This is a genomic window from Bacillus sp. FSL W8-0519 (genome assembly GCF_038005585.1).
Taxonomy (GTDB): Bacteria; Bacillota; Bacilli; order Bacillales; family Bacillaceae_G; genus Bacillus_A; species Bacillus_A paranthracis.
Genome location: NZ_JBBOTL010000001.1, coordinates 2224479 through 2239215, shown reverse-complemented (window position 1 = coordinate 2239215; position 14737 = coordinate 2224479). Strand labels below are relative to the sequence as shown.

The following is a 14737-nucleotide window of genomic DNA, read 5'->3' as shown; positions in this document are numbered from 1 at the left end:
TACTATCATATTCATTACTTTTTATATATGTAAACGCTCTTTTATTGGTGCAAACACACAAAAACCGCCAATTATTCGGCGGTTTTGTCGTACTTACTCAGTTTATATTGAAGCGTCTGACGAGGGATACCTAACATTTTTGCAGCCTGTAATATATTCCCTTCTGTTTCAATTAACGCTTGATCTATTAATTTTTTTTCCGTTTGATGAAGTGCTTCTCTAAGAGGCAATATGCCCTTCTTCTTTGGAAAACTCTCTTTCCGAAATGTACGCGGTAAACAATTGGCTGTTAATGTATTCCCTTCTGCAATAATGACAGCATGTTCAATCGTATGTTTTAACTCTCGAACATTTCCAGGCCATTGGTAAGCTTGTAGTCTTTCTTTCGCTTCCTTATCCATTTGAAGTACACCTTTTTTATAACTTTTATTATATTCTTTCAAAAAATAAGACGCTAACAATAATACATCCTCCGTTCTTTCACGGAGCGGCGGAATATATAATGAAAAGACATTTAATCGATAGTATAAATCAGTGCGAATTTTATTCTCTTTTAAACATATTTCTGGTGGCTGATTCATTGCGGTAATAACGCGAACATCTACTTTTCTCGTCTTATTATCACCAATACGACGAATAACACCATCTTCTAATACACGTAGCATTTTCGCTTGTAAATCGAGTGGCATTGAATTCAGTTCATCTAAAAACAATGTCCCTCCATCTACAAGTTCAAATAATCCCGCTCGTTCAATTGCCCCCGTATAACTACCTTTCGTCGTTCCAAACAATAAACTTTCTAATAGAGACTCTGGCAAAGCTGCACAGTTTTGTGCAATAAACGGCTTGTTCTTCCGCTTAGAGGCTTCATGAATCGCTTGTACAAATAATTCTTTCCCTGTTCCTGTTTCCCCATATATTAAAACATTCGCATCAGTTGGGGCTACTTTTTGTGCTAATTCTTTCGTCTGTTTAAACCGAGCATCATTCGTCACGATCGTCTCAAATGCAACATCCTTTTTGACCGCTTTTTTTCTAGATGACCGCTTTATTTTCGACTGCAAATCGACTATTGTATCGGTAAGTTTTTGTACTGTGGAATAATCTTTTGCAATTTCAACAGCTCCAGCAATATTTCCATCTATGAAAATAGGTAACGTCGTATTTACTGTACAAATGTCTTCCCCATTTAAGTTTTGATAATGCTGCACTTGATGAACGATTGGCTTTTTTGTATCTAATACTTTCATCAACGTACTTGTTTCCCTAGATAAAGAAGGAAACGCTTCTAACAAATGTTTACCTAACACTTTTTCAATTTTTGATCCATCGTGTTTTGCAGCTACAGTATTATAGAAAATTGTAATACCATTTTCATCTACTGCGTGTATAGCCTCATCAATACTGCCCAAAATCGCCTCAATGACTTCTTGTGTCGAAACTGCTAGCAATGTCATCCCCCCTCTTGCCGAAAATCCAGCAAATACTATGCCGAATTTCCGGCATACCTATGTGCGATTATAAGCATGACGATTCCGTTCTATTTTTATAACGTACTATTTAGACAAATCTTTTACCCATATATTCATATCTTCTAGCTTATCAAAAATGTAGCAATTGTTCGCCAATCTTCCTGTATACGTATAGCCTAACTGATGAAAGGCTGCGTTCATTCCGAAAGAAAGCGATCGAGCAATTGTATAAGAACAGAAAATCGATTTTTCTTGAAGTTCTTCTTCTAACTTAATTAATAAACTTTTCATAAACCCATGTTTACGATATTCGGGTAAGGTCGCACAATTTGTTAATTCTGCATTTCCTTCTTTTATATTCATTTCTGCAGACGCTGTACTAATTATTTTCCCCTCGAATTCATACACATAGTAAATTGTATCGTCTTCTTTCATCGTTTGTTTTACATATCTCGCTTCGTTTAAAGGAGTTGGATACACTTCAAATACTTCTCCAAAGACAGCTGCTAATTCTTCTGCGTCCTCTTCTGTCGCTTTTCTTAATAGGAATTTTTCCGGAACTATTTTTTCCTTTACTTCTTTTGCTTTTACACCGCTTAAAATGGTATCTTCCTCAGCCCAATGAATACTATTTCGTCTTTCATCATTATTAAATTTCACGAAGAAGTATGCATCGTGACCTTGAAAATAATGTGGTATTGTTGCTTCTAATAAAAAACCGAAAGAGAGCCATGTTGAAACATGCTCTCCCTTTCCTTTAACAATACATTTAGTGAAAGAATGTTTCTCTGTTAATTCGTCAATTGTTTGGATGATTCTCTCAATATTTCCTGTGTAGTGGTCTACTCGAATACGTTTATTAAAATAGTCCAAAACGCCTTCTACTGTATAGCCATTCGTCTGTTCTCTAAAAGATTCATAGTATTTCATTTTTTCACCTCACACCAATCTAGTAATGTACATGCAATAATTTTTGCGGCAGCTATCATTTTATCAACTTCTATATATTCGTTTGGATAATGCGCTACTTTCGTTTCTCCTGGGCCAAATACTATCGTTGGTACACCTGCGATTTGTGTAAATAAACCTCCATCAGTCCCCCACGGTGATGCTTCAATAATCGGTTTGTTCCCTTCGATTTCAACAAAGTTATGTTCAAGCGTTGTAATTAACTCATGATTTTCTTCTAGTTCACCTGGAACCCATCTTGCTCCAAACCATTCCACTTCTACAGGATTTTCAACAAACCAATTGTCCACATCATTTAATTTAGCGATCCAATTCTCGAACTCTTCTTTTGCTGCCTCTATAGTCTCATTCGGCGCAATACCGCATCTTCCTTCTAAAATTAACGAATCAGGAACAGAACTTGGCCAGCTACCGCCTTCAATTTTCCCAATATTAATTGGAATTGGGATCGGGATTCCTTTAAATAATGGATCTGTAATTCGGTCATTTCTCTTCTCTTCCAACTTTCTCAAATGATCTATAACAAACATACTTTTTTCAATTGCACTTACTCCTTCATAACGCGTCCCACCGTGTGCTGCTTTCCCTTTCACATGCAGACGAAACCACATGGATCCTTGTTGTTTCGGGAAAAACTTCATATTTGTTGGCTCCGGAATAATAACACCATCTGCTTTATATCCTCGTAATATAGTTGCTAATGTTCCTGCTCCGCCACTTTCTTCTTCTATTACACTTTGAAAATAAATATCTCCTTTTAATTCAATACGAGATTCAATAATTGCTTCCATCGCAAGCATTAATGCGACATTGCCGCCCTTCATATCTGTCGTTCCACGACCATATATACGATTTCCTATTTTCTCACCACTATAAGGATGATAGTCCCACTGATTCACATCTCCTTCTGGTACGACATCAATATGCCCATTTAATATCATAGATTTCCCGTCGCCGCTTCCTTTAAGGGTTGCCACAATGTTCGGGCTATCTGAAAAACTTGTACGCGGTGATACAAAATAAGGATGATCTTTCATTTTAGAAAATGGTGGCTCCCATATATCAAGATCTAAACCTAGCTCACGTAATTTTTCAATCACAATTGCCTGCGCACCACTTTCATCACCAGATACGCTCTTTTCTTGAATTAATCGTTTTAAAAATTTTACGCTTTCTTCTTCATGACTCTCAATATAATCACAAACTTGTTTTTTTAATTGCTCCATATATTATATCTCCCCTCATTCAATTACTAGTAAGTTAGAGCCAATTTTAAAATCCGCTTCTGTATGTTGTTTTATATCTTCCACTGTGTATGGGCTCATCAATTCTTGTAAAATAAGTCCATCCTGCGTTACTTCCATTACTGCCATATCCGTAATAATTAAATCTACGCATTGTTTTGAAGTTAATGGTAATGTACACTCCGAAACAATTTTTGCATTTCCGTATTTATCGACATGATTCATCACAACAACGACCCGCTTCGCTTTTTGAGCTAAATCCATTGCTCCTCCAATACCTGGAACACGTTTTCCTGGAACAATCCAATTTGCTAAATCACCATTCTCGCTTACTTGTAATGAACCAAGAATCGTTATATCTAGTAAACCTTTTCGAATCATCCCAAACGCTGTGCAACTATCAAAATAACTTGCTCCTGTAATAAGAGAAGTTGGCAAACCTGCTGCGTTACATAAATTTTCGTCTTCATTTCCTTTGCTTGGTGTAGGTCCCATACCTACAATTCCATTTTCTGCATGAAACATAACGTTTATATCGTCAGGCAAATGATTCGGTACAAGCGATGGTATACCAATTCCTAAATTTACAATCATACCATTTTGTATTTCTTTCGCTGCACGTCTAGCAATCTTATCTCTCACTTCTACGCCCATACCCATTTCCAATTCACTCCTTCCGACGGTACGATATAATTTACAAATACTCCTGGGACAACAATTTCTTCTGGATCTAAACTTCCCAGTGGAACGATTTCTTCTGCTTCTACAATCGTTATATCCCCGGCCATAGCAACGTGAGGGTTCATGTTACGAGCGCTCTTATCAAACACAAGGTTGCCGAACGGATCTGCCTTTTTCGCATATACAATCGCAACCTCAGCAGTTAATGCTGTTTCAACTAAATATGTTTTACCATTCATTTCAACAGTACGTTTTCCCTCTTCTACAATCGTATCAACACCTACATCAACTAATACGCCACCAAGTCCTACACCACCAGCGCGAATACGCTCTGCTAATGTTCCTTGAGGAGAAAACTCAATTTGTAACCTTCCTTCGTTTAGCTGTCTTCCTGCATTTGGATTTGATCCAATATGAGAAGTAATTAATGATTTTACCCTTTCATTCGTAACGAGACGACCGATTCCTACATCAGGAAATCCTGTATCATTTCCAATTAAATTTAAATTTGTAACTCCTTTTTCTAAAATGGCCTGTATTAAAGATGGAGGGGAGCCAATCCCCCCAAATCCTCCAAACATTAATGTCATATCATCGTGGAATAAAGAAATTACCTCCTCTATCTCTTTTAATTTACTGAATGTATTCGTAATAGTTGTCATGCGATACTATGCCCTCCTTTTTGCATCATTTCTTCAACACTTTTTGCAAAAATTGAAAGTAATTCATCTAACTCGGAATATGTAGTTGTCATTGGCGGTGCTACAAGCAGTGCGCTATCTTCTTTTCCTGCTTGCCCTGAAACAGCTTGGTATAAAAGAAGACCATTTTTAGCTGCAACCGAAATAAGTTCCGATGCTTTTGTAAACGGTTGCAATTCTACTCCAATCAGCAATCCTTTTCCACGCACATCAGCAATGATTGTCGATTGTTGCTGAACTTTCTGTAATCCTTTTATTAAATACTCTCCCTTTTCCGCTGTTTTTTCAGGTAGATTATGTTTCTCCATATATTCAATAACAGCTAGAGCTGTTGCTGCAGATAATGGATTTGCACTTAACGTATGTCCACTCATAACAGAACGCGATCCTCGTAAAATTGGCTCCATAACACGGTCACTTACAACCGTCGCTGCCATCGGTGTGTATCCAGCTCCTAAACCTTTACCAAGGGTCATAATATCCGGTTCTACACCCCAATGCTCCATCGCAAACCATGCACCAGTACGCCCAAGCCCAGTCATTACTTCATCAGCAATAAATAAAATATCGTAATGACTACAAATGTCTTTAATAACTTTATAATATTCTTTCGGCGGAACGACTGCACCTCCAGCTGCTCCAATAATCGGTTCAGCAATAAAAGCCGCAATATGTTCTGCTCCAATCCTTTCAATTGATCTTTCTAGTTCAGTCGCACAAGCAAGCTGACAAGTTGGATATACCTTTTGTACCGGACATCTAAAACAATATGGAGCTGGAATAGTTGGATAATCTTCTAAAATTGACACGAAACGTTGTCTACGCAGTGGATGCCCAGACATTGATAAGGCTCCCATCGTAATACCGTGATAACTCATCCATCGTGACAAAATTTTATGTTTCCCTTGAATACCTCGCTCTTGAAAATGTTGAATTGCAATTTTCATAGCTGTTTCATTTGCTTCCGTACCACTATTCACAAAAAAGCTCCAGTTCAAATCTCCTACACTTAAATCGCTTAATTTCTTCGCTAATTTTTCAGCTGGTTCACTCGTAAACTGTGATCTATAAACGAAAGCAATCTCCTCTGCTTGCTTTTTGATAACGTCCGCAATCTCCTTTACGCCATGCCCAATACCTGCCGTAATTGCTCCTGACGAGCCATCAAAATATTTATTTCCGTTTTGATCATACAAATAGACACCTTTTCCATGTGAAATCATTGGATATGGCTGACCAACAAGTGGTTTAATTAAGTAATCGCGCATAGCGCTCCCCCATTTCTCCAATTTGTATATATATATGAAGAAAATTGACGTTTCTTTCATAAAAAAGAACCCTCTGCGAAAGCAGTGAATTTATCAAAAAACTATTATAAAATATACAAATGAGTGCTAAATATCATTTTAAAAACAGAAAATTCAGAACTTGAATTAAAGACCAACCCTTATCTATACGCTCAAATAACCCTCCCTTATATAAAATTAACGCTTCACTAAATGTTTTTCTAACATAATGTCAGCTTCCCTCAAGTGCCGACATTGTGTAAACTTCGACGAAACTCCCTTTAAACTCCTTCCTGTTCTCCTACTTTATATTGCATATTTTTAAACAAATCTCGACAATTAATCCTACTAAATGCATAGCAATTATTTTAAAGAAATCAATATTTCACATACAACTCCATCCGTTTTATACAATAAAAAAAGAACCGATTAACCACATTAATCAGTTCGGCACGACGCTCTTTTATCAGTTAATACCGTCACTTGCTAACATAAATAGAAACAATAGTATTACAAAATCACAATTCATCCTACAGTATAAAGCACAAAACCATCCATAACTCCATTCACAATTCCTTGCGGGATATCCCCATCCCAAGGTTTCATTCCTTTCCTTAATTTCAAACTACCTTTCCTTTATAATTTATGTAGGACAATTATTACTTTGTATGTGTATTTGCCCATAATTAAAAAAATCCCTAGTTTCCTAAGGGTTTCAGGACATGGTTTCGACATGTGACATGTTATGCTCTCAAATTTTTCATTTCGAAATACACACTTCCTCTGCCAATATGGATGATATATTTTTGTATCCTCTAGAAAATTATAACTCTCGTTCACCTAAACTTATCTTATCCTTAAAAAATACTTATTATTAATTTTCAACCTTTCTCCTTTAAAAAACAATTTTTTCGCATAACCTCATTCTTGCTAAGCATATAGTTTTAATGATGACAAAGGAGGAATGTTCATGTCTCAACCTGAAATCGAAAAATATGGACAAGAAGCTGCACGTTACGAACAGCTCGCTCGTTACTATCAATTTCATAATCCCAAAAAATATGTAGAACTATATATGAAATATTATGATGCGCTTACGAATCTTGTACAGGCATACGAAAAAAGAAATTCACAAGAAGCTGCTTTACCATCGCACATAAGATTTTTTCACTCTGCTTCAAATACACCTGCCGTTGACATTTTAGTAAACGGGCAAAAGGTAATTAAAAATATTTCATTTAAACAATTTAGTCCTTATTTAACATTAGTACAAGGTAAGTACCGAATAGATATCGTTCCTATTGGAAATGAAACGCCCATCTTTTCAGCTTTAGTACCAATAATGGGAAATCACACTTATACTTTTGCCGCAATAAATAGTGATAATCATCTACAATTACAACCTATGCTTGATAATACTCATTTACCAGCAGGCCAGGCAAAAATACGCTTTGCACACTTTTCTCCTGATACCCCTGTTGTAAATGTAAGTTTAAAAGCTGGCGATCATTTATTTGAAAATGTACTCTTTAAACAAATAACAGATTTTTTAGAAGTTAGCCCTGGTACAGCGGATATAGAAGTTTCACTCGCAGATCATCAAAGTGTCTTACTAACTATACCGGATTTCAAAGTCGAACCGAACATTATTTATACAATTTCAATTTTAGGTTATTCAACGAAAGATCCTAAATTAGAAGCCGTTATACTTACGAATTAAAACAGTCTACACCATTCATTTGGTGTAGACTGTTTATTTTTGAAATGCAATTTGAAATTCTGTCCAATCATTATCTGAACGACACATGATGGACCCATTATGCTTTTCTACAATTTGTTTACATACAAATAACCCAATACCAGTTCCTAACTTTTTAGTAGTTACAAATGGTTCAAAAATCGTTTCTACATTTTCAGCTGGAATCATTGGCCCGTTATTTTTTATTACAATCCGAATCGATTGATCTTCTTCAAATACATCAATGATAATTTTTCGTTCTTCTTTCATTGATTCAAGAGCGTCAATTGAGTTCATTAATATATTTAAAAATACTTGTCTCACTTCACTCCGATAACCAGTAAGCGGAATTGGGTATGGCAAATTCTTTTCAATAGAAACATTTGCATTGACCAAACTTGGATATAAGAACTGTATAATGTCTTGAAACAAATCATTTAGCCAAAACCGTTCAGATTCAGTCCACATTTCTTTTTTCGATACGAGTAAAAATTGCGAAATGCGAAAATTTAATTGGTCTAATTCATGAGAAATAATATCTAAATACGATAAACTAGGATGGTCTGCCTTTAATAATTTGACAAACCCCATAATGGAAGTAAGCGGATTACGAAATTCATGTACAAAACTAGCTGACATTTGCCCTAAAATTGTCAGCCTTTCTTTATGTGTTTCGTTAATATATTGCTGTTTTTCCTCTAAATTTCTTGATATAATTTCCGAGTATTTTAAAACAGTGTAATAAATTAATTTGTCAAAACAAGTATGTATTTGGGCCATAATTGGTTTCAATTCACGTGCACTAACATCTAATTCACACATCGCTTCGAAAAGCTCATTTCTTCCTACATTTGCATTATAAACAAAATCACCTATATTCGCATCTGCTCCTGCACGTTCAATAGCAATTTTCTCGCATAATGGCTGAAGATAATTTATATCTTTTTCTTCCATAGTAAGTTCAATAATAAACTCTAATAAATCCTCTCCATTTTGAACTGCTTCTAGTCTAAATGGATCTTTATCGGAAATTATCATTTTGTTTTTCCAGTTCTCAACGAATTGGTGCCTGTTGTTTTTCAAGTGCGAACAAAATACTTCTTTAATATCCTTATCGATTGGAAAAACCTCCATTCCTCCATTTCCATGCGACGAACACCCTTTATATTTTGAATATTAACACAAAAAACATGATTCGTTAATAGATTATTGTCACATTTTGTTAATATGTGTTGATAAAATTTTTATAACTTTATTAATTGTTTAGATTGTTACATTCCATTTTCCTTCCTTTCATTCAAATTTTTTATATTCGATGCGACTTTTTTTGCATCCTGCTTCATTCTTTCGTACAATAGAAAAGGAAAGGTGTGAAAAATATGGTAAATAAAAATGTGGAAGATTATCTCCAAGAAGGCATTTACGGCCAAAAGCAAAACAAACCAGAAGAACGTAATATGTATTTAACTACATTACGTGAGCGTGTAGAAATCGCTTTAACTATCGGTCAAGTAATGCAAAGTAATGTATATTCTGAAGTAGCTAGTAGCATGCACTCTTCTCAATCATTACAAATATTCCTAAATGGCGGCATTGCTTACCCACATTTATCAAAATACATTAAATTAGCGAACGAAAAAAATGTTCCTTTTACAATTGTTCAAAATAAAGGTACAGAAACACCAATCGGTTTAGTATTATCTCATAGCACTGCTGTCGACAAAGAACAAATTTATGTAGAAGATGCTATTTTCAAACAAGAAATGAAGTAAAAGGTACACTTGATTAAATGAAATCATTCTAAGAAACGTCAAATAAACAAAAAAAACGAGTATGGAATCGTAAACATTTCCTACTCGTTTTTTTCGATGTTTAAGTTCTAGTTCCTTTATTTTTTAATACACACTAATTTCATTTCTGTCATTTCTTCGATTGCATATTTAATTCCTTCACGCCCCGTACCACTTTCTTTCACACCCCCGTAAGGCATATGGTCTACTCTGAACGTTGGAATATCATTTATCATGACACCACCAACTTCAAGCTCATCAATTGCACGCATAGCTTTAAACAAATTATTTGTAAATACACCTGCCTGTAGACCGTAACGTGAATGATTTACTTGCTCTATAGCCTCATCAAATTCTTTAAATGTATTTACTGTCATAAGTGGACCGAACACTTCTTGGCACTGTACAGATACATGCTCTGGAACATTCGTTAATACAGTTGGTTCAAAAATCCTTTCATCACGTTTGTTACCACCATACAAAACGTTCGCTCCTTCTTTAACTGCTTCTTGCACCCAGTTATCGATACGCTCGACATCTTTTTTCGAAATTAAAGCTGATACATCCGTTTCCTCAAGCAACGGATCACCAACAACAACTGTTTCCATCGCTTTCTGTAACTTAGATAAAAATTCATCCAGTCTCTCTTCATGTACAAAAACGCGTTGTACCGAAATACAAACTTGTCCATTATTAACAAATGCTCCCCATTTTACTCGTTCAATTAATTCATCTGTTAATTCAACATCTTCATCAATAATAACAGCGGCATTCGATCCTAGTTCTAACGTAACTCGCTTTAACCCAGCCTTTGCCTTAATTCCAAGTCCAACTTTCGGACTTCCCGTAAAAGTAATGGAAGCAACATCATCATTTGTAACTATTGCTTCGCCTACAGTTGAACCAGGACCAGAAACAATATTTAAAGCCCCTTTTGGCAATCCTGCTTCTTCAAATAGTTCAACTAATGCATAAGATGATAGAGGCGTTTGATCAGCTGGTTTTAATACAACTGTATTTCCAGCAGCAATTGCGGGGCCCACTTTATGTGCCACTAAATTTAATGGAAAATTAAATGGTGTAATAGCTCCTATAACCCCAATCGGTTTTCGTATTGTGTATGCAATACGCCCATCTGCACCAGGTGCCGCATCAAGTGGCAGTGTCTCACCGTATATACGCTTCGCTTCTTCAGCTGCAAATTTGTATGTCTGAACGGTACGATCTACTTCCCCCCTTGCAGCACGTATTGGTTTTGCAGCCTCTTTTGCAATAATTTCTGCAAATTCTTCTCTTCTTTCATCCATTTTTTGTGCGACTTTCTCTAAAATAGTCGCTCGATCATATGCAGATAATGTATTCATTTCTTTCATTGCATTTTTTGCGGCAGTAACAGCCTCTTTTACATCTTCTTCCGTTCCTTGCGCAATTTCCGCTAATGTTTCTTCAGAGTATGGTGCGTATAATGGTTTATACGTGTTTACAGACTTCCAATCTCCATTTATATATAAATGCTTTTTCATAATTCTTCCCCTTTCAAATATATGTATACAACAATACTTCACCTAGTGAAAGGTCTGACTTATTTCATTGTAACATAGCCCTTATTCTGCCAAAAACATTATGCTCAAAAAAAACTCTGCCATCTAGCAGAGTCTACGAACTAATTTGTTCTTGTAATGAAATTTGTTTTTCATCTTCTAAAATAACAATTGATTCTACAGTTTTTGTAACTTCTAGTCTCTTTATATAGTGTCCATCTAATTCTTTTACGCAAAACTTATAATTTTCGATTTCAATGAAATCCTCTTCGGCAATTTCTATATTCTTCGTTAAAATCCATCCACCTATTGTGTCAACACCATTATCATCAATCGTTAAACCTAATAACGTATTTACTTCACTAACAAGTACTTTTCCCTCTAGTATTGTTTTCGTTTCACTAACTTGTTGAATTTCTGGCTGTTCATCTGTATCAAACTCATCTTGAATATCTCCAACTATTTCTTCTAAAATGTCTTCAACAGTAACAAGTCCAGACGTACCACCATATTCATCTATCAATATAGCAATATGTGTTCTTTCTTTTTGCATTTTTAAAAATAAGTCGTGTATTGGGATAGAGTCGATAACTAAAATAATCGGCCTAATATATTGCTCTACTTTCTTATTACTAACCGCATTATGCTGCACAAAATCTGTGAAAATATCTTTAAAATTCACAAAGCCTATTACGTGATCTTTGTCGCCATCAACAACTGGATATCTCGTATATTTTTCCCGAGACATTTTTTGCAACGCTTCTTCAGCAGGCATTTCTTTACTTATAATATGCATCTCAGTTCGGGGTACCATTATCTCTTTTGCTATACGATCATCAAATTCAAAGATTTTATTTACATATTTATATTCAGACTGATTAATCTCTCCATTTTTGTAACTTTCTGAAACTAATAACCGTAATTCTTCTTCTGAATGAACTTCATCGTGCCCTTTCGGTGGTTTCAGCCCTAGCAACTTCGTAATTATTCGGGCTGATCCATTTAATAGCCAAATAAATGGAAACGCCATACGATAAAAGAAAGTTAACGGTTTAGCAACAAATAAACTCACCTGTTCAGCTTTTTGAATCGCAAATGTTTTTGGAGCCAATTCCCCTATTACAACATGCAAAAATGTAATAAACAAAAACACTAAAATTACAGCAAAAATATCTGCTAGTTGAGTAGAAATGTTCAAATTCACAAAAAATGTGTCAAACATTTGCTTTAACGCAGGTTTACCGAACCACCCAATTCCCAGTGCTGTAACTGTTATTCCTAGCTGACAAGCAGATAAATATTCGTCTAAGTTTGTAATGACTGTTTTGACAGATGTTGCGCGATTATTTCCTTCTGCAATTAAATAGTCAATTCTTGAACTTCGCACTTTAACAATTGCAAATTCTGCTGCAACGAAAAATGCCGTTAAGGCAATTAAAACAATCACTATACTTATACTATATATGTCCAAATACTTTTCCTTACTTACATTGTAAGCAAGGAAGCCACCTCCTACTTAATTTTATTCAAGTGAAGTAAGCATTCTAATACTCTAACAAAATTCTACATTAGCAACCACCTTTTTATATATTATATGCATACATAAAAAAGATATTTATCATTATGATAATCTAATTCATTTCCCTCAGTCAAATGATTCTAAATTTCAAGATAAAAACTTTTATATTCACGATATATTCTTCCTAGCTTCATTTCGTGAAAAAACACTTTCTTTGCCGATTCCACACTTCTTTTGTCACACTGGAAGGGAACTTACTTCATAGATCGAAATCATTCAACAGGATATATATAGGAGGGATTATTTTGGAATATAAAACACCATTTATCGCAAAAAAATTAGGTGTTAGCCCAAAGGCTGTTGTCCGGATTGCACAACAATTAAATCTTACTATAGAAAAAAATAAATATGGTCACTTTATTTTTACACAAGATGATTTAGACCAAATGTTAGAATACCATCTTTCACAAATAGAGAAGTCCCAAAACACTCACCCTACTCAAAAAACATCATCAAATGATGTTGAAGAATTGAAAACTCAAGTAAATACAATTGTTCAAAACATATCATCACATGATTTTGAGCAATTAACCGCTCAATTAAACACAATTACGAGAAGACTAGATCGAATGGAAGAACAAATGCAAGATAAGGCAAATGATGTTGTTACGTACCAACTTTTACAACATCGCCGTGAAATGGAGGAAATGTTAGAGCGAATTCAAAAACTAGAAGCTACCCTCAAGAAAGAAGAACCAATCTATATTACTCCCGATACAAAGCCAATATATGAACGTGAAAAGAAACCGAAGCGCCGTAAAATGATTTTTAGTATATTTGGATTATAATTTTTAGACCCTTATTAAAATAATAAGGGTCTTTTTCATGAAGAATAATTTCATTTTAAAATCGCATTCTCTTTATTATACATATTCATTTCGTTTTATTTGGTTAACATAATATTCTTACTGTATTCTGCGATTAATGCCTGTGCATGGGCATTTCCTTGAATTACATCTCGAAATTCTTTTAAAGAATACAAATGCGTAGCCCCTTTTCGGGCATGAATTCGTACTGGTACACCTTGTAAAGTATCATGAAATTGAAATGGCTTATCTATCGGTTCAATTGGGAAACCGAGTGTTAATAAATACATATACATTCTTTTTGTAACCGCTGCGATATACCATTCTGCTTTTGTTTCTAATGCATGCATAAATAAAATAGCTGTTAGTCTTTTGAAGTGTCCTCTCCCACGAGACGTTTTCGCAATACTTAACTTGCCTATTTCATATACATTTTGCAAATCTTTCACTAAATCATTTTTAGAAAACGGATAGAAAAACTCAGAATTTGATTGTTCTGGTACCGTATACTTCATACATTCTACTGTACCGATATGATGTTCATCTTCTATTAATAAAAATCGTGATGGATTTAAATTACGTTCTACGAACATTAAGTTTCTTTCTTCACAAAAATCTCCCCATAGTTGCTCGAACCAAAAATGTTCTTCCTTTGTTTGAACACGCTGGAACATATTTCCCCGCCTTTCCCATCGCCGCTCTGTTTTTGATAACGCTTTCACTATCTATCATATAAGAACAAATCTTCGTATGCAACTAAAAATATTTATGACTTATTATATTCTGCAAAACGAATTAAATTCCATCATAATCATCTCTTATCCCTCATGTACCATCCTTCTCACAATATATTTATATTACTTGCAAATTCATATCGTATGAAGCCGTCTCCCCTACTGCATATAATTCTTCTTAATCTAAAGAAATCCT

General features: G+C 35.0%; 13 protein-coding genes. 3 read left to right on the top strand and 10 right to left on the bottom strand.

The annotated features are described in order from the left end of the window. Positions 1-71: 71 nt before the first annotated feature. From rocR to NST14_RS11550, 6 genes are all read right to left on the bottom strand, one after another. Positions 72-1457 (bottom strand): arginine utilization transcriptional regulator RocR, encoded by a 1386-nt coding sequence (rocR, locus tag NST14_RS11575; protein WP_001997445.1) that lies wholly within the window; start codon positions 1455-1457, stop codon positions 72-74. A 99-nt stretch (positions 1458-1556) separates the two neighbouring features. Further along, on the bottom strand, positions 1557-2402 hold the full coding sequence (gene ablB, locus NST14_RS11570) for a putative beta-lysine N-acetyltransferase (protein WP_061536150.1): 846 nt from the start codon (positions 2400-2402) through the stop codon (positions 1557-1559). Then, a complete protein-coding gene (locus NST14_RS11565) occupies positions 2399-3667 on the bottom strand; it encodes a peptidase (protein WP_061536151.1) in 1269 nt (422 codons plus the stop codon). Before NST14_RS11565 ends, ablB begins: the two co-directional genes overlap by 4 nt. Positions 3668-3682: 15 nt before the next feature. Next, a complete protein-coding gene (locus NST14_RS11560; protein ID WP_061536152.1) occupies positions 3683-4345 on the bottom strand; it encodes a CoA transferase subunit B in 663 nt (220 codons plus the stop codon). After that, complete coding sequence (gene atoD / locus NST14_RS11555) at positions 4330-5028, bottom strand: acetate CoA-transferase subunit alpha (protein ID WP_000208119.1); 699 nt, start codon at positions 5026-5028, stop codon at positions 4330-4332. Before atoD ends, NST14_RS11560 begins: the two co-directional genes overlap by 16 nt. After that, on the bottom strand, positions 5025-6335 hold the full coding sequence (locus NST14_RS11550; RefSeq protein ID WP_001205894.1) for an aspartate aminotransferase family protein: 1311 nt from the start codon (positions 6333-6335) through the stop codon (positions 5025-5027). The genes atoD and NST14_RS11550 overlap by 4 nt, the downstream gene beginning before the upstream one ends. Before the next feature lie 988 nt (positions 6336-7323). On the opposite strand from NST14_RS11550, the gene NST14_RS11545 reads away from it, so the two are divergent. Next, positions 7324-8073: a DUF4397 domain-containing protein gene (locus tag NST14_RS11545; protein ID WP_229142719.1), complete on the top strand. Its 750-nt coding sequence runs from the start codon at positions 7324-7326 to the stop codon at positions 8071-8073. A gap of 33 nt (positions 8074-8106) precedes the next feature. Here NST14_RS11545 and NST14_RS11540 read toward each other — a convergent pair whose 3' ends face one another. Continuing rightward, on the bottom strand, positions 8107-9225 hold the full coding sequence (locus NST14_RS11540) for a BA2291 family sporulation histidine kinase (protein WP_000451748.1): 1119 nt from the start codon (positions 9223-9225) through the stop codon (positions 8107-8109). 245 nt (positions 9226-9470) lie between these two features. Here NST14_RS11540 and NST14_RS11535 point away from each other — a divergent pair, with 245 nt between their 5' ends. Continuing rightward, a complete protein-coding gene (locus NST14_RS11535; RefSeq protein WP_214328850.1) occupies positions 9471-9863 on the top strand; it encodes a YueI family protein in 393 nt (130 codons plus the stop codon). Positions 9864-9979: 116 nt separating this feature from the next. Here NST14_RS11535 and NST14_RS11530 read toward each other — a convergent pair whose 3' ends face one another. Both NST14_RS11530 and NST14_RS11525 read right to left on the bottom strand, forming a co-directional pair. After that, positions 9980-11404, bottom strand: a complete 1425-nt coding sequence (locus tag NST14_RS11530) for an aldehyde dehydrogenase family protein (protein WP_000716452.1) — start codon at positions 11402-11404, stop codon at positions 9980-9982. Between the two features lie 133 nt (positions 11405-11537). Beyond that, positions 11538-12893 carry a hemolysin family protein gene (locus tag NST14_RS11525; RefSeq protein WP_002163665.1) on the bottom strand — a complete coding sequence of 452 codons (1356 nt, stop codon included), beginning with the start codon at positions 12891-12893 and terminating at the stop codon, positions 11538-11540. 353 nt (positions 12894-13246) lie between these two features. Here NST14_RS11525 and racA point away from each other — a divergent pair, with 353 nt between their 5' ends. Further along, entirely contained in the window at positions 13247-13789 is a 543-nt protein-coding gene (gene racA, locus NST14_RS11520; protein WP_000456007.1) for a chromosome-anchoring protein RacA, read from the top strand. 95 nt (positions 13790-13884) lie between these two features. On the opposite strand, the gene NST14_RS11515 is transcribed toward racA, so the two are convergent. Next, on the bottom strand, positions 13885-14481 hold the full coding sequence (locus NST14_RS11515) for a hypothetical protein (RefSeq protein WP_000487805.1): 597 nt from the start codon (positions 14479-14481) through the stop codon (positions 13885-13887). Positions 14482-14737: the final 256 nt, after the last annotated feature.

Bases quoted from the DNA above. Each gene is read 5' to 3' on its own strand.
- rocR (WP_001997445.1), bottom strand. From the start codon at position 1,457: ATGACATTGCTAGCAGTTTCGACACAAGAAGTCATTGAGGCGATTTTG.
- ablB (WP_061536150.1), bottom strand. From the start codon at position 2,402: ATGAAATACTATGAATCTTTTAGAGAACAGACGAATGGCTATACAGTA.
- NST14_RS11565 (WP_061536151.1), bottom strand. From the start codon at position 3,667: ATGGAGCAATTAAAAAAACAAGTTTGTGATTATATTGAGAGTCATGAA.
- NST14_RS11560 (WP_061536152.1), bottom strand. From the start codon at position 4,345: ATGGGTATGGGCGTAGAAGTGAGAGATAAGATTGCTAGACGTGCAGCG.
- atoD (WP_000208119.1), bottom strand. From the start codon at position 5,028: ATGACAACTATTACGAATACATTCAGTAAATTAAAAGAGATAGAGGAG.
- NST14_RS11550 (WP_001205894.1), bottom strand. From the start codon at position 6,335: ATGCGCGATTACTTAATTAAACCACTTGTTGGTCAGCCATATCCAATG.
- NST14_RS11545 (WP_229142719.1), top strand. From the start codon at position 7,324: ATGTCTCAACCTGAAATCGAAAAATATGGACAAGAAGCTGCACGTTAC.
- NST14_RS11540 (WP_000451748.1), bottom strand. From the start codon at position 9,225: ATGGAGGTTTTTCCAATCGATAAGGATATTAAAGAAGTATTTTGTTCG.
- NST14_RS11535 (WP_214328850.1), top strand. From the start codon at position 9,471: ATGGTAAATAAAAATGTGGAAGATTATCTCCAAGAAGGCATTTACGGC.
- NST14_RS11530 (WP_000716452.1), bottom strand. From the start codon at position 11,404: ATGAAAAAGCATTTATATATAAATGGAGATTGGAAGTCTGTAAACACG.
- NST14_RS11515 (WP_000487805.1), bottom strand. From the start codon at position 14,481: ATGTTCCAGCGTGTTCAAACAAAGGAAGAACATTTTTGGTTCGAGCAA.